General features: G+C 66.7%; 32 protein-coding genes. All 32 read left to right on the top strand.

Features of this window, described 5'->3' with window-relative positions; translation table 11 throughout:
• Nucleotides 1–12 precede the first annotated feature (12 nt).
• On the top strand, nt 13–852 hold the full coding sequence (rplB, locus tag AC4PMY_RS04260) for a 50S ribosomal protein L2 (protein ID WP_071259508.1): 840 nt from the start codon (nt 13–15) through the stop codon (nt 850–852).
• Nucleotides 853–864: 12 nt separating this feature from the next.
• Nucleotides 865–1,146 (top strand): 30S ribosomal protein S19, encoded by a 282-nt coding sequence (rpsS, locus tag AC4PMY_RS04255; protein WP_064296700.1) that lies wholly within the window; start codon nt 865–867, stop codon nt 1,144–1,146.
• A gap of 26 nt (nt 1,147–1,172) precedes the next feature.
• Nucleotides 1,173–1,565 (top strand): 50S ribosomal protein L22, encoded by a 393-nt coding sequence (gene rplV / locus AC4PMY_RS04250; RefSeq protein ID WP_056008137.1) that lies wholly within the window; start codon nt 1,173–1,175, stop codon nt 1,563–1,565.
• The gene (gene rpsC, locus AC4PMY_RS04245) at nt 1,565–2,353 is read left to right on the top strand and encodes a 30S ribosomal protein S3 (RefSeq protein ID WP_064296699.1); all 789 of its coding nucleotides are present in this window, start codon (nt 1,565–1,567) and stop codon (nt 2,351–2,353) included. Before rplV ends, rpsC begins: the two co-directional genes overlap by 1 nt.
• A 2-nt stretch (nt 2,354–2,355) precedes the next feature.
• Nucleotides 2,356–2,775: a 50S ribosomal protein L16 gene (gene rplP / locus AC4PMY_RS04240; protein ID WP_064296698.1), complete on the top strand. Its 420-nt coding sequence runs from the start codon at nt 2,356–2,358 to the stop codon at nt 2,773–2,775.
• Nucleotides 2,775–3,110, top strand: a complete 336-nt coding sequence (rpmC, locus tag AC4PMY_RS04235; protein ID WP_064296697.1) for a 50S ribosomal protein L29 — start codon at nt 2,775–2,777, stop codon at nt 3,108–3,110. The genes rplP and rpmC overlap by 1 nt, the downstream gene beginning before the upstream one ends.
• 2 nt (nt 3,111–3,112) lie before the next feature.
• Entirely contained in the window at nt 3,113–3,433 is a 321-nt protein-coding gene (gene rpsQ, locus AC4PMY_RS04230; protein WP_056008125.1) for a 30S ribosomal protein S17, read from the top strand.
• A gap of 31 nt (nt 3,434–3,464) precedes the next feature.
• Nucleotides 3,465–3,833 carry a 50S ribosomal protein L14 gene (gene rplN, locus AC4PMY_RS04225; RefSeq protein WP_064296696.1) on the top strand — a complete coding sequence of 123 codons (369 nt, stop codon included), beginning with the start codon at nt 3,465–3,467 and terminating at the stop codon, nt 3,831–3,833.
• A 3-nt stretch (nt 3,834–3,836) separates the two neighbouring features.
• Nucleotides 3,837–4,196, top strand: a complete 360-nt coding sequence (gene rplX, locus AC4PMY_RS04220) for a 50S ribosomal protein L24 (protein WP_056008121.1) — start codon at nt 3,837–3,839, stop codon at nt 4,194–4,196.
• A complete protein-coding gene (gene rplE, locus AC4PMY_RS04215; RefSeq protein WP_056008119.1) occupies nt 4,196–4,780 on the top strand; it encodes a 50S ribosomal protein L5 in 585 nt (194 codons plus the stop codon). Before rplX ends, rplE begins: the two co-directional genes overlap by 1 nt.
• A 145-nt stretch (nt 4,781–4,925) precedes the next feature.
• Nucleotides 4,926–5,324 carry a 30S ribosomal protein S8 gene (rpsH, locus tag AC4PMY_RS04210; protein WP_064296695.1) on the top strand — a complete coding sequence of 133 codons (399 nt, stop codon included), beginning with the start codon at nt 4,926–4,928 and terminating at the stop codon, nt 5,322–5,324.
• Nucleotides 5,325–5,330: 6 nt separating this feature from the next.
• Nucleotides 5,331–5,867: a 50S ribosomal protein L6 gene (rplF, locus tag AC4PMY_RS04205; RefSeq protein ID WP_064296694.1), complete on the top strand. Its 537-nt coding sequence runs from the start codon at nt 5,331–5,333 to the stop codon at nt 5,865–5,867.
• Between the two features lie 2 nt (nt 5,868–5,869).
• A complete protein-coding gene (gene rplR, locus AC4PMY_RS04200) occupies nt 5,870–6,229 on the top strand; it encodes a 50S ribosomal protein L18 (RefSeq protein WP_064296693.1) in 360 nt (119 codons plus the stop codon).
• Nucleotides 6,230–6,267: 38 nt separating this feature from the next.
• On the top strand, nt 6,268–6,936 hold the full coding sequence (gene rpsE / locus AC4PMY_RS04195; RefSeq protein ID WP_229939737.1) for a 30S ribosomal protein S5: 669 nt from the start codon (nt 6,268–6,270) through the stop codon (nt 6,934–6,936).
• Nucleotides 6,936–7,118: a 50S ribosomal protein L30 gene (gene rpmD / locus AC4PMY_RS04190; protein ID WP_079001710.1), complete on the top strand. Its 183-nt coding sequence runs from the start codon at nt 6,936–6,938 to the stop codon at nt 7,116–7,118. The genes rpsE and rpmD overlap by 1 nt, the downstream gene beginning before the upstream one ends.
• On the top strand, nt 7,118–7,714 hold the full coding sequence (gene rplO, locus AC4PMY_RS04185; RefSeq protein WP_491622073.1) for a 50S ribosomal protein L15: 597 nt from the start codon (nt 7,118–7,120) through the stop codon (nt 7,712–7,714). The genes rpmD and rplO overlap by 1 nt, the downstream gene beginning before the upstream one ends.
• Nucleotides 7,715–7,807: 93 nt before the next feature.
• Nucleotides 7,808–9,136 carry a preprotein translocase subunit SecY gene (gene secY, locus AC4PMY_RS04180; RefSeq protein ID WP_064296691.1) on the top strand — a complete coding sequence of 443 codons (1,329 nt, stop codon included), beginning with the start codon at nt 7,808–7,810 and terminating at the stop codon, nt 9,134–9,136.
• Nucleotides 9,133–9,741 (top strand): adenylate kinase, encoded by a 609-nt coding sequence (locus tag AC4PMY_RS04175; protein ID WP_064296690.1) that lies wholly within the window; start codon nt 9,133–9,135, stop codon nt 9,739–9,741. Before secY ends, AC4PMY_RS04175 begins: the two co-directional genes overlap by 4 nt.
• Nucleotides 9,742–9,807: 66 nt before the next feature.
• The gene (gene map / locus AC4PMY_RS04170; protein ID WP_064296749.1) at nt 9,808–10,602 is read left to right on the top strand and encodes a type I methionyl aminopeptidase; all 795 of its coding nucleotides are present in this window, start codon (nt 9,808–9,810) and stop codon (nt 10,600–10,602) included.
• A 53-nt stretch (nt 10,603–10,655) separates the two neighbouring features.
• Nucleotides 10,656–11,540, top strand: coding sequence for an aminodeoxychorismate lyase (locus AC4PMY_RS04165; protein ID WP_064296689.1), 885 nt, complete (start codon nt 10,656–10,658; stop codon nt 11,538–11,540).
• A 149-nt stretch (nt 11,541–11,689) separates the two neighbouring features.
• Nucleotides 11,690–11,911: a translation initiation factor IF-1 gene (gene infA / locus AC4PMY_RS04160; protein ID WP_017885304.1), complete on the top strand. Its 222-nt coding sequence runs from the start codon at nt 11,690–11,692 to the stop codon at nt 11,909–11,911.
• 80 nt (nt 11,912–11,991) lie between these two features.
• Complete coding sequence (rpmJ, locus tag AC4PMY_RS04155) at nt 11,992–12,105, top strand: 50S ribosomal protein L36 (RefSeq protein WP_021759549.1); 114 nt, start codon at nt 11,992–11,994, stop codon at nt 12,103–12,105.
• Nucleotides 12,106–12,267: 162 nt separating this feature from the next.
• Nucleotides 12,268–12,642 (top strand): 30S ribosomal protein S13, encoded by a 375-nt coding sequence (rpsM, locus tag AC4PMY_RS04150; protein ID WP_064296688.1) that lies wholly within the window; start codon nt 12,268–12,270, stop codon nt 12,640–12,642.
• 41 nt (nt 12,643–12,683) lie between these two features.
• Complete coding sequence (gene rpsK / locus AC4PMY_RS04145; protein WP_056008094.1) at nt 12,684–13,082, top strand: 30S ribosomal protein S11; 399 nt, start codon at nt 12,684–12,686, stop codon at nt 13,080–13,082.
• Nucleotides 13,083–13,239: 157 nt separating this feature from the next.
• On the top strand, nt 13,240–14,232 hold the full coding sequence (locus AC4PMY_RS04140) for a DNA-directed RNA polymerase subunit alpha (protein ID WP_056008091.1): 993 nt from the start codon (nt 13,240–13,242) through the stop codon (nt 14,230–14,232).
• 44 nt (nt 14,233–14,276) lie between these two features.
• Nucleotides 14,277–14,834: a 50S ribosomal protein L17 gene (gene rplQ / locus AC4PMY_RS04135; protein WP_064296687.1), complete on the top strand. Its 558-nt coding sequence runs from the start codon at nt 14,277–14,279 to the stop codon at nt 14,832–14,834.
• Between the two features lie 94 nt (nt 14,835–14,928).
• On the top strand, nt 14,929–15,942 hold the full coding sequence (locus tag AC4PMY_RS04130) for a GNAT family N-acetyltransferase (protein WP_491622072.1): 1,014 nt from the start codon (nt 14,929–14,931) through the stop codon (nt 15,940–15,942).
• Nucleotides 15,932–16,876, top strand: coding sequence for a tRNA pseudouridine(38-40) synthase TruA (gene truA, locus AC4PMY_RS04125; protein WP_491622071.1), 945 nt, complete (start codon nt 15,932–15,934; stop codon nt 16,874–16,876). The genes AC4PMY_RS04130 and truA overlap by 11 nt, the downstream gene beginning before the upstream one ends.
• Before the next feature lie 176 nt (nt 16,877–17,052).
• Nucleotides 17,053–17,499, top strand: coding sequence for a 50S ribosomal protein L13 (gene rplM / locus AC4PMY_RS04120; protein ID WP_071259493.1), 447 nt, complete (start codon nt 17,053–17,055; stop codon nt 17,497–17,499).
• A gap of 28 nt (nt 17,500–17,527) precedes the next feature.
• Entirely contained in the window at nt 17,528–18,013 is a 486-nt protein-coding gene (rpsI, locus tag AC4PMY_RS04115) for a 30S ribosomal protein S9 (RefSeq protein ID WP_064296683.1), read from the top strand.
• Between the two features lie 25 nt (nt 18,014–18,038).
• Nucleotides 18,039–19,400 (top strand): phosphoglucosamine mutase, encoded by a 1,362-nt coding sequence (glmM, locus tag AC4PMY_RS04110; RefSeq protein WP_064296682.1) that lies wholly within the window; start codon nt 18,039–18,041, stop codon nt 19,398–19,400.
• 46 nt (nt 19,401–19,446) lie between these two features.
• Nucleotides 19,447–20,400, top strand: a complete 954-nt coding sequence (gene coaA, locus AC4PMY_RS04105) for a type I pantothenate kinase (protein WP_064296681.1) — start codon at nt 19,447–19,449, stop codon at nt 20,398–20,400.
• Nucleotides 20,401–20,507 lie beyond the last annotated feature (107 nt).

Raw genomic sequence — 20,507 nt, 5'->3', positions numbered from 1 at the left:
GAGGAATAAGAAATGGCTATTCGTAAGTACAAGCCCACGACTCCTGGTCGTCGCGGTTCGTCTGTCGCGGACTTCGCGGAGATCACCCGCACCACGCCGGAGAAGTCGCTGCTTCGTCCGTTGTCGAAGTCCGGTGGTCGCAACAACCAGGGCCGCATCACGACGCGTCACATCGGCGGTGGCCACAAGCGCCAGTACCGTCTGATCGACTTCCGTCGCAACGACAAGGACGGCGTCAACGCCAAGGTCGCTCACATCGAGTACGACCCCAACCGCACCGCGCGTATCGCGCTGCTCCACTTCGTGGACGGCACCAAGCGCTACATCCTGGCTCCGAACAAGCTCAGCCAGGGCGACGTGGTCGAGTCGGGTGCCGGCGCGGACATCAAGCCCGGCAACAACCTGCCGCTGAAGAACATCCCCACCGGTACGGTCATCCACGCGATCGAGCTCCGTCCCGGCGGCGGCGCGAAGATGGCCCGCTCCGCGGGTGCGTCGGTGCGTCTCGTCGCGAAGGACGGCCCGTACGCGCAGCTCCGTCTGCCGTCCGGTGAGATCCGCAACGTCGACCTGCGCTGCCGCGCCACCATCGGTGAGGTCGGCAACGCCGAGCAGTCGAACATCAACTGGGGTAAGGCCGGCCGTAAGCGCTGGCTGGGCGTCCGCCCGACCGTCCGTGGTGTCGCGATGAACCCGATCGACCACCCGCACGGTGGTGGTGAGGGCAAGACCTCCGGTGGACGTCACCCGGTCAGCCCGTGGGGCCAGAAGGAAGGCCGCACGCGCCACCCCAACAAGGAAAGCGACAAGCTCATCGTTCGTCGTCGTACCGCCGGCAAGAAGCGTAAGTAGGAGTAAGAGAAGATGCCACGCAGTCTCAAGAAGGGCCCCTTCGTCGACGACCACCTGCTCCGCAAGGTCGTCACGGCGAACGAGGCCAACAACAAGAACGTGATCAAGACCTGGTCGCGTCGATCGATGATCATCCCGGCGATGCTGGGTCACACCATCGCCGTCCACGACGGTCGCAAGCACATCCCGGTGTTCGTCACCGAGACGATGGTCGGGCACAAGCTCGGCGAGTTCGCGCCCACCCGCACCTTCCGTGGACACGTGAAGGACGACAAGAAGGGCCGTCGCCGCTAACGCGGTGACGTGAAGGAGGAAGAGAAATGGTGGAGTCGATCGCCCGCGTGCGACACATCCGCGTCACCCCCCAGAAGGCCCGTCGTGTCGTCGCGCTCATCCGTGGCAAGCAGGCTCAGGAGGCCTTGGCCATCCTGAAGTTCGCACCACAGAGCGCCAGCGAGCCCATCTACAAGCTCGTTGCCTCGGCCATCGCGAACGCTCGCGTCACGGCCGACAAGGACAACGTGTTCCTTGACGAGCAGGACCTGTACATCGCGAAGGCGTACGTCGACGAGGGTGCAACCCTCAAGCGTTTCCGTCCCCGCGCACAGGGCCGCGCGTTCCGCATCCTCAAGCGCACCAGCCACATCACCGTCGAGCTCTCGACGCCTGATGAGACTGCCGGCGCTGCCAAGGCCAAGAAGGTGAGCAAGTAATGGGTCAGAAAGTCAATCCATACGGCTTCCGTCTGGGAATCACGACCGACCACGTGTCGCGTTGGTTCTCCGACAGCACGAAGAAGGGTCAGCGTTACAGCGACTTCGTCGCGGAAGACGTCAAGATCCGCCGTCTGCTGGCGACCTCGCTCGACCGCGCTGGTGTCAGCCGCATCGAGATCGAGCGCACCCGTGACCGCGTCCGCGTCGACATCCACACCGCCCGTCCGGGCATCGTGATCGGTCGCCGTGGCGCCGAGGCCGAGCGCATCCGCGCCGACCTCGAGAAGCTCACGAAGAAGCAGATCCAGCTGAACATCCTCGAGGTCAAGAACCCCGAGGCCGACGCTCAGCTCGTCGCGCAGGGCATCGCCGAGCAGCTCTCCGCACGTGTGGCATTCCGCCGCGCGATGCGTAAGGGCCTGCAGGGCGCTCAGCGCACGTCCACCGTCAAGGGTGTCCGCATCCAGGTGTCCGGCCGCCTCGGCGGCGCCGAGATGAGCCGTTCCGAGTTCTACCGCGAAGGCCGTGTGCCGCTGCACACCCTCCGCGCGAACATCGACTACGGCTTCTACGAGGCGAAGACCACGTTCGGCCGTATCGGCGTGAAGGTCTGGATCTACAAGGGCGACATCACCAACAAGGAGCTTGCTCGCGAGCAGGCCAACCAGAAGTCGACGCGTCCGGAACGTCGCGACGGTGGCGACCGCCCCCGTCGGAACGCCGGTCCGAGCAGCGCCCCCAAGGCAGCTGCCGAGGCGCCCGCCGCCGCAGGAGTTGAGGCATAACCATGTTGATCCCACGCAAAGTCAAGCACCGGAAGCAGCACCACCCCGGCCGTTCCGGCCAGGCGACCGGTGGCACCAAGGTGTCGTTCGGTGAGTTCGGTATCCAGGCCCTGACGCCCGCTTACGTGACCAACCGTCAGATCGAGTCCGCTCGTATCGCCATGACGCGTCACATCAAGCGTGGCGGAAAGGTGTGGATCAACATCTACCCCGACCGTCCGCTGACCAAGAAGCCCGCCGAAACCCGCATGGGTTCCGGTAAGGGTTCGCCCGAGTGGTGGGTCGCGAACGTCAAGCCGGGTCGTGTGCTGTTCGAGGTCGCCGGAGTCGATGAGACCCTGGCCCGCGAGGCGCTGACCCGTGCAATCCACAAGCTGCCCCTCAAGGCACGCATCATCAAGCGCGAGGAGGGCGACGCATAATGGCGATCGGATCCAAGGAGCTCACCCCCGTCGAGCTCGACACCTTTGAAGACCAGCGCCTCATCGAGGAGCTCCGCAAGGCCAAGGAAGAGCTGTTCAACCTGCGCTTCCAGTCGGCCACGGGGCAGCTCGAGAACCACGGCCGCCTGCGCGCCGTGAAGCGCGACATCGCTCGCATCTACACGGTCATCCGTGAGCGCGAGCTCGGCATCCGGGCCACGCCGACCGTCGAGGTCGTCGAGGCCAAGGCCGAGAAGAAGACCAAGAAGGCCAAGGCCGCACCGAAGTCCGAGGACACCGCTGCAGCCGACGCCGAGACCACGAAGGAGGCCTAGACATGGCTACCGCTACTGACAAGGCCCCCGAGGGTCACGAGTCGGCCGAGCACGACGTCAAGGACGCCGCTGCTCGTGGCTACCGCAAGACCCGCCGTGGTCTGGTGACCAGCGACAAGATGGAGAAGACCATCGTCGTCGAGGTCGAGGACCGCGTGAAGCACCCGCTCTACGGCAAGGTCATCCGCCGCACCTCCAAGGTCAAGGCTCACGACGAGGCGAACTCCGCCGGCATCGGCGACCTCGTCCTGATCAGCGAGACCCGCCCCACCAGCGCCACCAAGCGCTGGCGTCTGGTCGAGATTCTCGAGAAGGCCAAGTAGGCCTCGCGGCTTACTGAGAGGAAAGCGAACAATGCTTCAGCAAGAATCACGAGTCAAGGTCGCCGACAACACCGGCGCCAAGGAGCTCCTGACCATTCGCGTGCTCGGTGGCTCCGGCCGCCGCTACGCGGGCCTCGGTGACACCATCGTCGCGACCGTCAAGGACGCGATCCCCGGTGGCAACGTCAAGAAGGGCGACGTCGTCAAGGCGGTCATCGTCCGCACCCGCAAGCAGACCCGTCGTTCCGACGGTTCGTACATCAAGTTCGACGAGAACGCCGCTGTCATCCTGAAGGCTGACGGGGACCCCCGTGGTACCCGCATCTTCGGACCGGTCGGTCGCGAGCTTCGTGACAAGAAGTTCATGAAGATCGTCTCGTTGGCGCCGGAGGTTATCTAAGTCATGGCAAAGATCAAGAAGGGCGACCTGGTTCAGGTCGTCTCCGGCCCGAAGCAGGACCGCGGTGGTTACCGCGGCAAGCAGGGTCGCGTCATCGAGGTCCTGGCGGACAAGAACCGGGTGATCGTGGAGGGCGTCAACTACGTCACGAAGCACTCCCGTGTCGGCCAGACCCAGCGTGGAACGAAGACCGGCGGCATCGAGACCGTCGAGGCTTCGATCCACATCTCCAACGTCGCGCTCGTCGACCCGGAGACCAAGGGACCGACCAAGGTCGGCCACCGCAACGAGGAAGTCACGAAAGACGGCGTCACCAAGACGGTCCGCGTTCGTTACGCCAAGAAGTCAGGTAAGGACCTGTAATGACCGACACAGAAGTGGCGACTGGCAAAATCCAGCCCCGTCTCAAGCAGAAGTACCGCGCTGAGATCCTTCCGCAGCTGCAGAAGGACTTCGGCTTCACGAACGTGCACCAGGTGCCCGGACTCGTGAAGGTCGTCGTCAACACCGGTGTGGGCGAGGCCGCTCGCGACAGCAAGGTCATCGACGGCGCTGTTTCGGACCTCACCAAGATCACCGGCCAGAAGCCGCAGGTCACCAAGGCACGCAAGTCCATCGCGCAGTTCAAGCTGCGCGAGGGTCAGCCCATCGGCGCTCACGTCACGCTTCGTGGCGACCGCGCGTGGGAGTTCCTCGACCGCCTGCTGAGCCTCGCTCTTCCGCGTATCCGCGACTTCCGCGGTCTCTCGGACAAGCAGTTCGACGGCAACGGCAACTACACCTTCGGTCTCCAGGAGCAGTCCATGTTCCACGAGATCGACCAGGACAAGATCGATCGTGTCCGCGGCTTCGACATCACCGTCGTGACCACGGCCAAGAACGACGACGAGGGTCGCGCGCTGCTCAAGGCGCTCGGCTTCCCGTTCAAGGCGGCTGAGTCCAAGTAGGCTGAGCTTCTGCCCGGTCCTCGGTGTATGTCGAGGACCGGGCTTCCGCCCGTTCGGGGCACTCCTGCCCAGAACGGTTCAACCACCACAGGTCGGCACCCTTGCACAGGATGTCGAAACCTGGTGAACAAAGGAAACACTCGATATGACCATGACAGATCCGGTCGCAGACATGCTGACCAGACTGCGCAATGCGAACTCGGCGCACCACGACACCGTGTCGATGCCGCACTCCAAGCTCAAGGTGAACATCGCCGAGATCCTCAAGTCCGAGGGCTACATCTCCGGCTGGGAGGTCGCTGACGCGGCCGTCGGACAGACGCTCTCACTGAGCCTCAAGTTCGGCCCGAACCGCGAGCGCTCCATCGCCGGCATCAAGCGCGTCTCGAAGCCCGGCCTCCGCGTCTACGCGAAGTCGAACGAGATCCCCAAGGTCCTCGGCGGCCTCGGCGTCGTCATCCTGTCCACCTCCAGCGGCCTCCTCACGGACCGCCAGGCCGAGAAGAAGGGCGTGGGTGGGGAAGTCCTCGCCTACGTGTGGTAGCCAGTCATGTCTCGTATTGGAAGACTCCCCATCGACATCCCGGCAGGCGTCACCATCGACGTCGCCGGTCAGAACGTCACCGTCAAGGGCCCGAAGGGTGAGCTCCAGCTCACCGTCGCGAGCCCCATCGAGGTCAAGCTCGAAGACGCACAGCTGCTCGTCACGCGTCCCGACGACGAGCGCAACTCGCGCTCGCTCCACGGCCTGACCCGCACGCTCATCGCGAACCAGATCATCGGCGTCACCCAGGGCTACACCAAGGGCCTCGAGGTCGTCGGTACCGGTTACCGCGTCGCTCAGAAGGGCAGCGCCGTCGAGTTCGCGCTCGGCTTCTCGCACCCCGTCACCGTCGAGCCGCCGGTCGGCATCACGCTGACCGTCGAGGGCAACAACAAGCTCACGGTCGCCGGTATCGACAAGCAGGCCGTCGGCGAGGTCGCCGCCAACATCCGTAAGATCCGCAAGCCCGAGCCGTACAAGGGCAAGGGTGTGCGCTACGCCGGCGAGATCGTGCGTCGCAAGGCCGGAAAGGCTGGTAAGTAACCATGGCTCGTCCAACGAAGACTGCCGCACGTGGCCGTCGCCACACGCGTCTGCGCAAGAAGGTCGAGGGCACCGCGGTCCGTCCGCGCCTCGTCGTCAACCGTTCAGCCCGTCACGTGTTCGTGCAGGTTGTCGATGACACGAAGGGTCACACCCTCGTCTCCGCCTCGACCATGGAGGACACCCTCCGGACGTTCGACGGCGACAAGACCGCCAAGTCGCGCAAGGTCGGCGAACTCATCGCCGAGCGTGCCAAGGCAGCCGGCATCGACGATGTCGTATTTGACCGTGGAGGCAACCGCTACGCAGGTCGCGTGGCAGCAATTGCCGATGGTGCTCGAGAGGGCGGATTGAACCTGTGAGCGAAGACAACAAGCAGCAGCAAGAGCCTGTGGCGACCGTGGCCGAGGCCCCGGTCGAGACCGCGGCATCGACGGCGCCCACCGGCGACCGCGAGCCGCGCGAGGCGCGCCGCGGAGGCCGTGAGCGCAACCCCAACCGCGACCGCGGTAGCCGCGACAGCGACAAGAGCCAGTTCCTGGAGCGCGTCGTGACCATCAACCGTGTCTCGAAGGTCGTGAAGGGTGGTCGTCGCTTCAGCTTCACCGCCCTCGTGGTCGTCGGTGACGGCAACGGCATGGTCGGCGTCGGCTACGGCAAGGCCCGCGAAGTCCCGCTCGCGATCGCGAAGGGCGTCGAAGAGGCGAAGAAGAACTTCTTCCGCGTCCCGCGCGTCGGCTCGACCATCCCGCACCCCACCCAGGGTGAGGCAGCAGCCGGTGTGGTGCTCCTGCGCCCCGCCGCCGCTGGTACCGGTGTCATCGCCGGTGGTCCCGTCCGCGCCGTCCTCGAGTGCGCCGGCATCCACGACGTGCTGAGCAAGTCGCTCGGTTCGTCCAACACGATCAACATCGTCCACGCGACCGTCACGGCGCTGAAGCAGCTCGAGGAACCTCGTGCCGTCGCAGCCCGTCGTGGTCTCGAGTTCGACCAGGTCGCTCCGGCCCGCCTGCTCCGTGCAGAGGCAGAGGCCGTTCAGGCGGCCGCTGCTGCGAAGGTAGGTGCCTGATGGCCCAGCTGAGGATCACCCAGATCAAGGGCAGAATTAGTGAGAAGCAGAACCAGCGCGACACGCTTCGCAGCCTGGGTCTCCGTCGCATCGGTGCTGTCGTCGTCCGTCCGGACAACGCGCAGAACCGCGGCTACGTGAACACTGTTGCTCACCTCGTACAGGTTGAGGAGATCGACTAATGGCTGAGAAGAACGAAACCACTGAGGAGAAGGCCCCCAAGGCCGCTGCCAAGGCAGCTCCGAAGACGGCTGCCGCGAAGGCCGAGCCCAAGGCGAAGGCGGCCCCCAAGGCCACCGCAGCCAAGAAGCCCGCGAAGGACGAGCCCTCTGAGAAGCGCGAGCAGGTCCTGAAGGTGCACCACCTCCGTCCCGCCGCCGGTGCCAAGAAGTCCCGGATGCGCGTCGGCCGTGGTGAGGCGTCCAAGGGTAAGACCGCCGGTCGCGGCACCAAGGGTACGAAGGCGCGTTACAACGTCAAGGTCGGCTTCGAGGGTGGGCAGATGCCGCTGCACATGCGCACCCCGAAGCTCCGTGGCTTCAAGAACCCCTTCCGCGTCGAGTACCAGGTCGTGAACCTGGAGAAGCTCGCCGAGCTGTACCCGAAGGGTGGCGACGTCACCACGGTGGACCTCGTCGCCAAGGGTGCCGTCCGGAAGAACGAGAAGGTCAAGGTTCTCGGAAACGGTGACATCTCGGTTAAGCTGAATGTCGCGGTTGACAAGGTCTCCGGCTCAGCTGAGCAGAAGATCGTGGCAGCCGGGGGCAGCGTCAAGTAGCCCTCGGCCGGCTCCGCACAGGAGCTCACTCGGGTGGCCGGCATCATGCCGGTCACCCGGGCCGACCCCGCAACATCTCACAGGAGGCCCCTTTTGTTCAGCGCCATCGGCCGGATCTTCCGGACCCCGGATCTTCGTCGCAAGATCGGGTTCACACTCGGGATCATCGCCATCTACCGGCTGGGGTCCTTCATCCCCGCTCCGTTCGTGAACTTCCCGAACGTGCAGCAGTGCCTCGCGAACCAGCAGGCCGCCGGCGCATCAGGCCTCTACGAGCTCGTCAACCTCTTCAGTGGTGGCGCGCTCCTCCAACTCTCCATCTTCGCGCTGGGCATCATGCCCTACATCACCGCGTCGATCATCGTCCAGCTCCTCCGCGTGGTCATCCCGCACTTCGAGACGCTGCACAAAGAAGGCCAGGCCGGCCAGGGCAAGCTGACGCAGTACACGCGGTACCTCACGATCTTCCTCGGCATCCTCCAGTCGACGACGCTCATCACGGTCGCCAAGAGCGGTGCACTGTTCGGCAACCAGGGCGGCGTCTGCGCCGACCTCATCACCGCCCAGGGCGGCACCTGGTATGGCATGCTCCTCATGGTCGTCACCATGACCGCGGGCACCGGCCTCGTCATGTGGATGGCCGAGCTCGTCACCGAGCGCGGCGTCGGCAACGGCATGTCGCTCCTCATCTTCACCTCGATCGCAGCCACGTTCCCGGGCTCGCTGGCCGCCATCTGGACCGCGAAGGGCCCGGAGGTCTTCCTCCTCGTGCTCGCCGTCGGCCTCGTGATCGTCGGACTCGTCGTCTTCGTCGAGCAGTCGCAACGTCGCATCCCCGTGCAGTACGCGAAGCGCATGGTCGGACGCCGGACGTACGGCGGCAACAACACCTACATCCCCATCAAGGTCAACATGGCCGGTGTGGTGCCCGTCATCTTCGCGTCGTCGATCCTGTACCTGCCGGCCCTCATCGCGCAGTTCAACCAGCCGACGACCGGCACTCCGGCGCCCTGGGTCCTGTGGATCCAGCAGTACCTCACCAAGGGTGACCACCCGCTGTACATGCTCATGTACTTCCTGCTCATCGTCGGCTTCACCTACTTCTACGTCGCGATCACCTTCAACCCTGAAGAGGTCGCCGACAACATGAAGAAGTACGGCGGGTTCATCCCCGGCATCCGTGCCGGACGCCCGACGGCCGAGTACCTCGACTACGTGCTGACCCGCGTGACCCTGCCCGGATCGATCTACCTGGGGTTGATCGCCCTCCTGCCGCTCATCGCGCTGGCCCTGGTCGGTGCGAACGCGAACTTCCCGTTCGGTGGGGCCTCGATCCTCATCATCGTGGGTGTCGGACTCGAGACGGTCAAGCAGATCGACTCGCAACTCCAGCAGCGCCACTACGAAGGGCTCCTGCGTTGAGCGCGGCGGCCGGCAAGCCCCGTCTGCTCATCGTCGGTCCTCCGGGATCCGGCAAGGGCACCCAGGCGGCCTTCCTCGCGGAGCGCTTCGACATCCCCGCGATCTCGACGGGCGACATCTTCCGCGCGAACATCAAGGAGGGTACGGCGCTCGGGAAGCAGGTCCAGGCGATCGTGAGCGAGGGCGGGTACGTCCCCGACTCCTTGACGAACGAGATCGTCCGCGACCGGCTCCACCAGCCCGACGCCGTCGAGGGCTTCCTGCTCGACGGGTACCCGCGGACCACCGACCAGGTCGTCGCGCTCGACGCTCTGCTCGCTGAGAACGACGCGAGCCTCGACGCCGTCGTGCAGCTGCAGGCCGACACGGAAGAGGTCGTCTCACGACTCCTCAAGCGTGCCGCCGAGCAGGGTCGCACCGACGATACGGAGGAGGTCATCCGCCACCGGCTCGACCTCTACGCACACGAGACCGCGCCGCTGATCGAGGTCTTCACGGCCCGGGGGCTCGTCGTGGCAGTCGACGGTCTCGGCGAGGTCGACGACGTCACTGCGCGGATCGACGCGGCCCTCGCCGCTCGCGGCATCATCGTTCCGGCCGTCTGACGCACCGACGCATCCACCACGGTGTTCCGGAAGTCGATCTACAAGACCCCTGACCAGATCCGCGCCATGATCGCGCCGGGGCTGGCCACTGCGGCCTCGCTCGATGCGGTACGTGCGCTCGTCGCCCCCGGGGTGACGACGCTGCAACTCGACGCGGCTGCCGAGGCGGCCATCGTCGCGGCCGGCGGGCACTCCAACTTCAAGCTCGTCCCCGGCTATCGCCACACGGTCTGCACCTCGGTCAACGAGGACGTGGTCCACGGCATCCCCGGACCCCGCGTGCTGCAGGCGGGCGACATCGTGTCGATCGACAGCGGCGCCGAGATCGACGGCTGGAACGGCGACTCCGCGATGACCATCGTGCTACCCGATCCCACGCGCCCGGAGCTCGTCACCGAGCGCGAGCGTCTCTCGGCGGTGACGGAGGGCTCGCTGTGGGCCGGGATCGCCGAACTCGTGACCGCCCGACACCTCAACCAGGTCGGTGCCGCGATCGAGGAGTACGTCGAGGACCACTCACCCGTGGGGAAGCCCTACGGGATCCTCACGGACTACGTCGGGCACGGCATCGGACGCACGATGCACGAGGCTCCGCCGGTGTTCAACTACCGCGTCCGCCAGCGCGGCCCCGAAGTGAAACCCGGACTCGTGGTCGCCGTCGAACCCATGGTGGTCGCCGGGAGCCCCGACACCTTCGTCCGCGACGACGAATGGACGGTCGCCACGCTCGACGGTGGCTCGGCGGCGCACTGGGAGCACAGCGTCGCCGTGCACCGCGACGGCATCTGGGTCCTGACCGCTCACGATGGCGGGGCCGCGGCCCTCGCCGCATTCGGCGTCACCCCGGTCCGTCCAGCCTGACCGCCCGCCCGATCGCCGTCCGGACCTCGCACGTCCCGGTAGAGTTGCTCGGCATGAGCGTGCCGATCGTGTTCCTTCTCGACGTCCTCCCCGCAGACACCGTCGTCGACGACGCCGACCTCGCGGCCACGATCACGCCGGCCGGCGACGGGTCCGGCGTCTTGAGCGTCTTCGACCTGGGCCCCGCGCGGGGGGACGGGATCTTCGAGACGATCGGTGTCGTCGGCCGGCACCCGCAGTCGGTCGAGGCGCACCTCGATCGACTGACCGAGTCGGCGGCGATCCTCGATCTGCCGGCGCCGAACCACGCACAGTGGCGGCTCGCCATCGCCCGTGCGGTCGCGGAACTCCCCGACGTCGATCAGAGCGCCGTCCGACTCGTCGTGACGCGGGGGAGTGGCGGACGCCCGACCGCGTGGGTCTCGGCGACGCCGGCTGACGGGTTTCCGGAGCGCGAGAACGGCATCGAGGTCGTCCTGCTCGACCGAGGCCTCCCGAGCGACGTGCAGCAGCGTTCGCCGTGGCTGCTCGCCGGTGCCAAGACGCTGTCGTACGCGGTCAACATGGCCGCGCTCCGTGAGGCGCACCGTCGCGGAGCGGACGACGTGCTCTTCGTCAGCAGCGACGGCTTCGTCCTCGAGGGTCCGACCTCCACCGTGGTCGTGCGGATCGACGGGACCTTCGTGACGCCGCCGCCGTCGAGCGGCATCCTCCCCGGCACCACGCAGCTCGCTCTCTGGGCCCATCTCGAGGAGCAGGGGCTCGCGCACGAGTACCGGATGCTGACGCCGGAGGACGTGCTCGACGCGGAAGCGGCGTGGCTGCTCTCCAGCGTCCGATTGGCGGCACCGGTGCATGCGGTGGACGGACGTGCGCTGGCGGTGGACGCCGGTCTCACGACGCAGATCAACGACGCGCTGCTCTCCCGCACCGACTGAGAGGTCGTGGCCGACGTTGAGTTGGCGAAACCCGGAAACATAGCATAGAATCGATCTTTGGTGCTTTCTGCATGCCTTCGGCGAGCCGACATCCGCACCGCAATCCATCCGCACGACCAGTGCGACTCAACCTGAGCGACAGTGAGGCTATGGCCAAAAAAGACGGCGTCATCGAGATCGAGGGCCAAGTGGTCGAGGCTCTGCCCAACGCGATGTTCCGCGTTGAGCTGACCAACGGACACAAGGTACTTGCCCACATTTCGGGCAAAATGCGTCAGCACTACATCCGCATCCTCCCAGAGGACCGCGTGATCGTGGAACTGACCCCCTACGACCTGACCCGTGGTCGGATCGTCTACCGCTACAAGTAGGTCGCGCTGTAAGTAACGGCCGGACGCGCCTCCACCACCCGGTGGTGGGCCCGGCACGATGACAGCGAAAAGAGAGAACTATGAAGGTCAAGCCCAGCGTCAAGAAAATCTGCGACAAGTGCAAGGTCATCCGTCGCAACGGCCGCGTCATGGTCATCTGCGAGAACCCGCGCCACAAGCAGCGCCAGGGTTGATCTCAGAGGACCTGCAGCACGCAGCCCTGAGCAACACAGCACCACCCCTCTAACGGCAGTTCCAGATCCCGCAGCACATCGTGCGCCGCGGGTGACACCTCGGGTCGGAGGCCCGAGCACCGGAACTGCTCCACACCTCCACAACTCCTAGGAGAAGCCACCATGGCACGTCTCGCCGGCGTAGACATCCCACGCGACAAGCGCGTGGAAGTTGCACTGACGTACATCTACGGTGTTGGCCGCACGCGGTCACTCAAGACCCTCGCCGACACCGGCATCAGCGGAGACATCCGCGTGAAGGATCTCACCGATGACCAGCTGATCGCCCTGCGCGATTACATCGAGGGCACCTTCAAGGTCGAGGGTGACCTCCGCCGTGAGGTCGCCGCCGACATCCGCCGCAAGGTGGAGATCGGGTCCTACCAGGGCATCCGTCACCGTCGTGGACTTCCGGTCCGCGGCCAGCGCACCAAGACCAACGCGCGCACCCGCAAGGGCCCGAAGCGCACCGTCGCCGGCAAGAAGAAGGCTCGCTAGGCCCCGCCTAGTCGCCTCGTCATAGGACTCAGGAGATATTCATGGCAGCACCAAAGTCGGCCGTTCGGAAGCCGCGTAAGAAGGAAAAGAAGAACATCGCCGTGGGCCAGGCCCACATCAAGTCGACGTTCAACAACACGATCGTCTCGATCACCGACCCCTCGGGCGCGGTCATCAGCTGGGCTTCGTCCGGTGGCGTCGGCTTCAAGGGTTCGCGTAAGTCGACCCCGTTCGCCGCACAGCTCGCCGCCGAGTCGGCTGCGCGTCAGGCGCAGGAGCACGGCATGAAGAAGGTCGACGTCTTCGTCAAGGGACCCGGCTCCGGCCGCGAGACCGCGATCCGTTCCCTCCAGGCCGCGGGCCTCGAGGTCGGCTCGATCAACGACGTCACGCCTCAGGCACACAACGGCTGCCGCCCCCCGAAGCGTCGCCGCGTCTAATTCCTTCGGTTCACCGGCCGTGATCCGTCCGTAGCGATCGTCCGATCGCCGCGGACGGATCACGGCATGGTCCTGGTGACCAGGGCCAGCGAACACCATTCACTACCTCGCCAACGCAAGTGTCATATAGCGGACACTTAGCCGAAAGGAATCCATAGTGCTCATCGCACAGCGCCCTACGCTCACCGAAGAATCCATCTCGGAGTTCCGCAGCCGGTTCATCATCGAGCCGCTCGAGCCAGGCTTCGGGTACACCCTCGGGAACTCGCTCCGTCGCACCCTGCTGTCGTCCATCCCGGGTGCAGCCGTCACCAGCATCCGCATCGACGGCGTGCTGCACGAGTTCAGCACGATCCCCGGTGTCAAGGAAGACGTCACCGAGATCATCCTGAACATCAAGGGCCTCGTCGTCTCCAGCGAGCACGACGAGCCGATCACGGCGTACCTCCGCAAGACCGGCGCAGGCCAGGTCACCGCAGCCGACATCTCGGCTCCGGCCGGCGTCGAGGTCCACAACCCGGACCTCGTCATCGCGACCCTCAACGACAAGGCGAAGTTCGAGCTCGAACTCACGATCGAGCGTGGCCGTGGCTACGTGTCGGCCACGCAGAACCGCAACGAGTTCAGCGAGGCCGGTCAGATCCCCGTCGACTCGATCTACTCGCCCGTCCTCAAGGTGACCTACCGCGTCGAGGCGACTCGTGCCGGTGAGCGCACCGACTTCGACCGCCTGGTCGTCGACGTCGAGTCGAAGCCGGCCATCACGCCGCGCGACGCCATCGCGTCGGCCGGTCGCACGCTGACCGAGCTGTTCGGCCTGGCTCGCGAGCTCAACACCGCCGCAGAGGGCATCGAGATCGGCCCCGCGCCGGTCGACGCCGTGCTGCCGGGCGAGCTCTCGATCCCGATCGAGGACCTCGACCTCTCCGTGCGCTCGTACAACTGCCTCAAGCGCGAGGGCATCAACAACGTCAGCGAGCTCGTCGCGCTGTCGGAGACGCAGCTCATGAACATCCGCAACTTCGGACAGAAGTCGGTGGATGAAGTTCGCGACAAGCTCACCGAAATGGGCCTCTCCCTGAAGGACTCGGTTCCCGGGTTCGACGGCGCCCACTTCTACAGCGGCTACGACGACGAGACCGTCTCCTAGCACGCGATCCACCTGACGACTTTCCAACCTGAAGAGAGACAAGAATGCCTACTCCCACCAAGGGACCCCGCCTCGGAGGCGGACCTGCCCACGAGCGTCTCCTGCTCGCCAACCTCGCTGCTGCGCTGTTCACCCACAAGCGCATCCAGACCACCGAGACCAAGGCGAAGCGCCTGCGTCCGCTCGCTGAGCGCCTGATCACCTTCGCGAAGCGCGGCGACCTGCACGCCCGCCGTCGGGTGCTCGCGACCATCACCGACAAGAGCGTCGTCCACGAGCTCTTCACGGAGATCGCGCCCCTCGTCGCCGACCGTCAGGGTGGCTACACGCGCATCATCAAGACCGGTTACCGCAAGGGCGACAACGCTCCGATGGCCGTGATCGAGCTCGTCCTCGAGCCCGTCACGCCGAAGGCGAAGCCGGCCAAGCAGTCCGCGAAGCACGCCGCAGCGCCGGTCGACGAGGCTCCGGCCGAGGAGACCCCCGCCGAGGTCGAGGCCGACGCAGAGGCGACGGAAGCCGTCGAGGCGACCGAGACCGACGGCGAGTCCGTCGACGCCGGCGAGACCACCGACGAGGCTCCCGCGAAGGACGCCAAGTAGGTTCAGCGACACACGAACGGAACCCCGCTCTCCACCTGGAGAGCGGGGTTCCGTCGTTCCTGGCGGCGCTGCGACGGTGTCCTAGGCTGGAGACATGAGTACCACTCCCGCCGTTCCGGCCGGCCAGCCGGCCCTGCCACAGCACCCCGACGTCGACCAGTGGCGTCCGGCGGTCCGCGCGGACATCGACGACATCGTGGCGCTGTGCCGCGCCATGGATCCGTTCGACAACCCCCACCGGGTGACGAGCCGCGACGAGATCGCGGACCAGTTCGACCACGCGTGGATCGACATGGCTGCGGACAGCCTGCTGGCGATCGCAGCCGACGGCACGCTGGTCGCCTACGCGATGGTGATCCTGTCGCCGTCACGAGACGTGTCCGTGTATTCGTACGTCTTCGGCGGCGTGCATCCCGCATGGCGTGAGCGGGGGATCGGCCGAGCGGTGCTCGCGTGGTCGATGGAACGGTCCGAGCAGCAGCTGGCTTCCGTGGAGACTGACGCCCCGGCTTCGTCCCGTGCCTACGTCGACGAACGGAACCCGGGGGCGGCTCGGCTGTTGGAGCGGTTCGGCTTCGCCGTGGCGCGGTACTTCACGATCATGGAACGCGATCTCTCCGCGCCCGTCGACGAGATCGACGTGCCCGACGGTGTCCGGCTCGAGGCCTACCACCCGGACGTGGCCGAACGCACGAGAGAGGCTCGGAACGACTCGTTCCGGGATCACTGGGGCAGCCTGGAGACGGTCCCGGCGATGTGGGAGCAGTTCGTCGGCGGGTCCCACTTCCGAGCCGACCTCTCGGTGGTGGCGATCGACGACGTCGGACGGGTCGTCGGCTTCACGCTGGTCGAGGTGGACGAGGACAGCTGGTCCGCGCAAGGGTTCACCAGCGCGTACATCGCCCTCGTCGGGACCGTGCGCGACTGGCGTGGCCGACGACTCGCACCGGCACTGCTCGCCACGGCGCTTCGTCGGATCCAGGCAGCCGGCCTCGAGCGGGCGACGCTGGAGGTCGACACGGCCAGCCCCACGGGTGCACTCGGGCTGTACGAACGACAGGGCTTCGTCGCGACGACGCGTGATCTGGCGTACGTCCGTGAGCGCTGAGCAGGTCGCGCCAGCGGACGTCCTCCCGACCCAGCGGTTCCGGCTCGCCATCGCGTACGACGGCACGGACTTCGCCGGATGGGCGAAGCAACCGGGGCTCCGGACGGTCGAGGGGGTCCTGGAGGAGGCGCTCTACCGCGTGCTCGGCAAGGCCGTCCCGCCGATGCCACGGTTCGTGGTGGCCGGACGGACGGACGCCGGAGTGCACGCGGCCGGTCAGGTGGCGCACCTCGACCTCACCGAGCCACAGCTCGCGAAGATCACCCGATTGCAGGGGCGCCACGCCGAGTACCACGACGGTACGCCGCGGAACGAGACCGCGAGCTCCCTCCTGGCACGTCGATTGAACGGCGTGCTCGGGATGGACCGCGACGTCGTGATCCACACGGCGGAACCGGCGCCGGAGGGCTTCGACGCGCGATTCTCTGCGGTCTGGCGTCACTACCGCTACCGCCTCGCGGACGCCGCCGTCCGGAAGGACCCGATCCTCCGGCGGACGACGAGCTGGACGACGACGTCGCTCGACGTCGAGCTGCTCCACCGGGCAGCCACCTCGCTCGTGGGGCTCCACGACTTCCAGGCGTACTGCAAACCGAGGCCGCGCGCGACGACCATCCGGACCCTGCAGTCCTTCAGCTGGGAGCGGGACGAAGCCGGCGTGCTCGTAGCGAGCCTCACCGCCGACGCGTTCTGCCACAGCATGGTGCGGGCGCTCGTCGGTGCCTGCGTCGCCGTGGGTGAGGGGCGCATGTCGCTCGACGAGGTCGTCCGGCTCCGCGACGGTGGGCGGCGCGAGATCGACTTCCGGGTGATGCCGGCGCGCGGGCTCACCCTCGTCGAGGTCGGGTATCCCGAGCCCGGGCTGCTGCACGCGCGGGCCGCCGAGACCCGCCAGCGGCGGAGCCACGAGCACGTGGAAACGAGCGCCGAGTGAGGTTCCCGGCGGGAATTGACCGCCGGGACGTCGTCGCGTAGACTCTCCCGTTGGTGCCTGCGCCTTCTGCGGTGCGGTACCCGAAGTTGAGCCCTCCACCTCGGGCGTTCCGTTCGGAACACCCAACAGGAGCGGGATTCACGAACGACCAACTCCGACCAGAAAGCAGCACTATTGTGACGCGCACGTATTCCCCGAAGGCCAGTGAGATCACGCACGACTGGGTCGTCATCGACGCCACCGACGTGGTCCTCGGCCGCCTGGCCAGCCACGCTGCAGCGCTCCTGCGCGGCAAGCACAAGGCGACCTTCTCCCCCCACATGGACGGTGGCGACTTCGTCATCATCATCAACGCCGACAAGGTGGCCCTCACCGGCGCCAAGCTCCTGCAGAAGAAGGCCTACCGCCACTCCGGTTACCCGGGCGGGCTCTCGGCCGTCACCTACGCCGAGCTCCTCGAGAAGAACCCGATCCGCGCCGTCGAGAAGGCGATCCGCGGCATGCTGCCGAAGAACACGCTTGGCCGCGACCAGCTGAAGAAGCTCAAGGTCTACACGGGCAGCGAGCACCCGCACGCCGCTCAGCAGCCCAAGCCGTTCACGCTCGACCAGGTCGCCCAGTAAGCACCGGACAAGAAAAAAGGATTACACAGTGGCGAACATCGCAGATTCCATCGAAGAGACCCCGCAGAGCTACTCCACCGAGTCGGCTCCTGAAGCAGCAGTCACCGCGCCTCGCGCCGTGCTGAGCGTCCCCGGCGCAGCCGTCGGCCGTCGCAAGCAGGCCATCGCCCGCGTGCGTCTCGTCCCCGGCAGCGGCACCATCACGGTCAACGGCCGCACGCTCGAGGACTACTTCCCGAACAAGCTGCACCAGCAGCTCATCAACGACCCGTTCACCGTCCTCGACCTGGCCGGCGGCTACGACGTCATCGCACGCATCTCCGGTGGTGGCCCCTCGGGCCAGGCCGGCGCGCTGCGCCTCGGCATCGCTCGCTCGCTGAACCAGATCGACGAGGAGAACAACCGCGCCACCCTGAAGAAGGCCGGCTTCCTCTCCCGTGACGCTCGCGTCAAGGAGCGCAAGAAGGCCGGACTCAAGAAGGCCCGTAAGGCTCCGCAGTTCTCGAAGCGCTAAGCGCTCTCAGGACAAGCGAAGCTCGATGCCTCAGCTGTTTGGTACCGACGGCGTACGCGGACTCGCGAACGCCGACCTGACGGCAGACCTCGCTCTCGGCCTTGCCCAAGCCACCGCAGTGGTGCTTGGGCAAGGCCGTAGTGCTGAGGCCCGCCGTGCCGCCGGGAAGCGCCCGGTCGCCGTGCTCGCACGCGACCCGCGCATCTCCGGCGAGTTCCTGTCCGCCGCCGTCGCGGCGGGCCTGGCGTCCTCGGGCGTCGACGTGCTCGAGGCCGGCGTGCTGCCCACGCCCGCGACGGCGTTCCTCATCGCCGACATCGACGCCGACTTCGGCGTGATGATCTCCGCCTCGCACAACCCTGCGCCCGACAACGGGATCAAGATCTTCGCCCGCGGCGGCACGAAGCTGCCCGACGCGGTGGAACGCCGGATCGAGGAGTACCTCGACCGCCCCAAGCTCAGCCCGACCGGCGCCGATGTCGGCCGGATCATCCGCTTCGCCGACGCCGAGGACCGCTACGTCCTCCACCTGCTCGGCAGTCTCCCGAACCGCCTGGACGGCATCCATGTCGTCCTCGACTGCGCGCACGGCGCGGCGGCGGGAGTGTCGCCGGAGACCTTCCGCGACGCCGGGGCCAAGGTCACGATCATCGGCAACGACCCCGACGGCATGAACATCAACGACGGCGTCGGCTCCACGCACCTCGACCTCCTGTCCAAGGCGGTCCTCGAGCACGGTGCTGACCTCGGCATCGCACACGACGGCGACGCCGACCGCTGCCTCGCGGTCGACGCTGCGGGCAAGGTCGTCGACGGCGACCAGATCATGGCCATCCTCGCGGTCTCGATGCAGGAGCGAGGCAGGCTCAAGGACGACACGCTCGTCGCCACGGTGATGAGCAACCTCGGCCTGCACGTCGCGATGCGCGAGCACGGCATCAACGTCGTCCAGACCGGGGTCGGCGACCGCTACGTCCTCGAGGCGATGAACGCGAACGCCTATTCGCTCGGCGGCGAGCAGTCGGGTCACGTCATCATGGCCGACTACGCGACCACCGGCGACGGCATCCTCACCGGCCTGCACATCGTGGCCGAGATGGCGCGCACCGGGAAGACGCTCGCGGAGCTCGCCGCGGTGATGCAGGTGTATCCGCAGATCCTCGTCAACGTCACGGGTGTCGACCGCACGCGCCTCGTCGGCGACGAGGTCGTCGATGCTGCCGTACAGGCTGCCGAAGCAGAGCTCGGAGACGACGGACGCGTGCTGTTGCGGCCGTCCGGCACCGAGCAGCTCGTCCGCGTCATGGTCGAGGCGGCCGACCAGCCGACCGCTGACCGCCTGGCGCACCGCCTCGCCGACGTCGTCCGCGAACGACTCGCCATCTGAGTCGTCCGGCGGCGGGTCGGCACCTCAGCTGTGGAAGAGTGATCGCATGACTTCGACGACGACGGGTGGTGCCTCCGGGCAGCCGACGCCCTACGTGGAGATCGACCGTGCCGAATGGGCGCGACTCGCTCCGGAGACGGCCACACCGCTCAGCGAGACCGAGGTCGTGCAGATCCGTGGCCTCGGCGACCGTCTCGACATGCGTGAGGTCGAAGAGGTCTATGTGCCGCTCAGCCGACTGTTGAGCCTCTACGCGAAGGGCACCCAGGACCTCGGCCGCGCGACGAGCCGGTTCCTCGGCGACCAGGCGCTCCGGACGCCGTTCGTGATCGGCGTGGCGGGTTCCGTCGCCGTCGGCAAGTCGACGATCGCGCGGCTGCTGCGCGAACTGCTGTCGCGCTGGCCGGACACCCCGCACGTCGAGCTCGTGACGACCGACGGCTTCCTCTATCCGAACGAGGAACTCCAGCGGCGCGGCATCATGGATCGCAAGGGCTTCCCCGAGTCGTACGACCGCCGGGCGCTCCTGCGGTTCATCACCGCCGTGAAGAGCGGCGCCGCCGAGGTGCGGGCACCGTTCTACTCGCATCTGCGCTACGACATCATCCCGACGGCGCAGGTCGTCGTCCGGCGCCCCGACGTCCTGATCGTCGAGGGCTTGAACGTGCTGCAACCGGCCGCGACGGCCAGCGGACTCGCGATCAGCGACTTGTTCGACTTCAGCATCTACGTCGACGCACGGACGCGCGACATCGAGTCCTGGTACGTCGACCGCTTCATGGCGCTCAAGCGGGGCGCGTTCTCGAACCCGAACTCCTTCTTCAACGTGTTCGCCGAGCTCTCCGACGAGGAGGCGGCCGATCAGGCACGCGGGTTCTGGCGCTCCATCAACGAACCGAACCTCATCGACAACATCCGCCCGACCCGGTCACGCGCGAAGCTCGTGCTGCGGAAGGACTCCGATCACACGGTGTCCTCGGTGCTGCTCCGCAAGCTCTGAGCAGCGGCAGGGGAAAGGCCCGGCAACCGCTGGATCCCGGCAGCATCGTCCTGCTCCCACGCTGAGCGTCGGCGCCTCGAGGTTGGTGCAGGATCCTCGCAAAATCG

This window comes from Plantibacter sp. MDV22-iso1 (assembly GCF_058408345.1).
The sequence above is the reverse complement of the archived record's forward strand: the minus strand, read 5'-3'. Positions and strand labels throughout refer to the sequence as shown.

Coding starts and splice junctions, on each gene's coding strand:
- rpsQ (WP_056008125.1), top strand. CDS start 3,113: ATGGCTACCGCTACTGACAAGGCCCCCGAGGGTCACGAGTCGGCCGAG.
- rpsH (WP_064296695.1), top strand. CDS start 4,926: ATGACCATGACAGATCCGGTCGCAGACATGCTGACCAGACTGCGCAAT.
- rplV (WP_056008137.1), top strand. CDS start 1,173: ATGGTGGAGTCGATCGCCCGCGTGCGACACATCCGCGTCACCCCCCAG.
- rpmJ (WP_021759549.1), top strand. CDS start 11,992: ATGAAGGTCAAGCCCAGCGTCAAGAAAATCTGCGACAAGTGCAAGGTC.
- coaA (WP_064296681.1), top strand. CDS start 19,447: ATGACTTCGACGACGACGGGTGGTGCCTCCGGGCAGCCGACGCCCTAC.
- rplE (WP_056008119.1), top strand. CDS start 4,196: ATGACCGACACAGAAGTGGCGACTGGCAAAATCCAGCCCCGTCTCAAG.
- rplO (WP_491622073.1), top strand. CDS start 7,118: ATGGCTGAGAAGAACGAAACCACTGAGGAGAAGGCCCCCAAGGCCGCT.
- rplR (WP_064296693.1), top strand. CDS start 5,870: ATGGCTCGTCCAACGAAGACTGCCGCACGTGGCCGTCGCCACACGCGT.
- glmM (WP_064296682.1), top strand. CDS start 18,039: ATGCCTCAGCTGTTTGGTACCGACGGCGTACGCGGACTCGCGAACGCC.
- rplQ (WP_064296687.1), top strand. CDS start 14,277: ATGCCTACTCCCACCAAGGGACCCCGCCTCGGAGGCGGACCTGCCCAC.
- rplB (WP_071259508.1), top strand. CDS start 13: ATGGCTATTCGTAAGTACAAGCCCACGACTCCTGGTCGTCGCGGTTCG.
- infA (WP_017885304.1), top strand. CDS start 11,690: ATGGCCAAAAAAGACGGCGTCATCGAGATCGAGGGCCAAGTGGTCGAG.
- rpmC (WP_064296697.1), top strand. CDS start 2,775: ATGGCGATCGGATCCAAGGAGCTCACCCCCGTCGAGCTCGACACCTTT.
- rpsK (WP_056008094.1), top strand. CDS start 12,684: ATGGCAGCACCAAAGTCGGCCGTTCGGAAGCCGCGTAAGAAGGAAAAG.
- AC4PMY_RS04165 (WP_064296689.1), top strand. CDS start 10,656: ATGAGCGTGCCGATCGTGTTCCTTCTCGACGTCCTCCCCGCAGACACC.
- rplF (WP_064296694.1), top strand. CDS start 5,331: ATGTCTCGTATTGGAAGACTCCCCATCGACATCCCGGCAGGCGTCACC.
- rplX (WP_056008121.1), top strand. CDS start 3,837: ATGGCAAAGATCAAGAAGGGCGACCTGGTTCAGGTCGTCTCCGGCCCG.
- rplP (WP_064296698.1), top strand. CDS start 2,356: ATGTTGATCCCACGCAAAGTCAAGCACCGGAAGCAGCACCACCCCGGC.
- rpsM (WP_064296688.1), top strand. CDS start 12,268: ATGGCACGTCTCGCCGGCGTAGACATCCCACGCGACAAGCGCGTGGAA.
- AC4PMY_RS04130 (WP_491622072.1), top strand. CDS start 14,929: ATGAGTACCACTCCCGCCGTTCCGGCCGGCCAGCCGGCCCTGCCACAG.
- rplN (WP_064296696.1), top strand. CDS start 3,465: ATGCTTCAGCAAGAATCACGAGTCAAGGTCGCCGACAACACCGGCGCC.
- rpsS (WP_064296700.1), top strand. CDS start 865: ATGCCACGCAGTCTCAAGAAGGGCCCCTTCGTCGACGACCACCTGCTC.
- rpsC (WP_064296699.1), top strand. CDS start 1,565: ATGGGTCAGAAAGTCAATCCATACGGCTTCCGTCTGGGAATCACGACC.
- rpmD (WP_079001710.1), top strand. CDS start 6,936: ATGGCCCAGCTGAGGATCACCCAGATCAAGGGCAGAATTAGTGAGAAG.
- map (WP_064296749.1), top strand. CDS start 9,808: ATGATCGCGCCGGGGCTGGCCACTGCGGCCTCGCTCGATGCGGTACGT.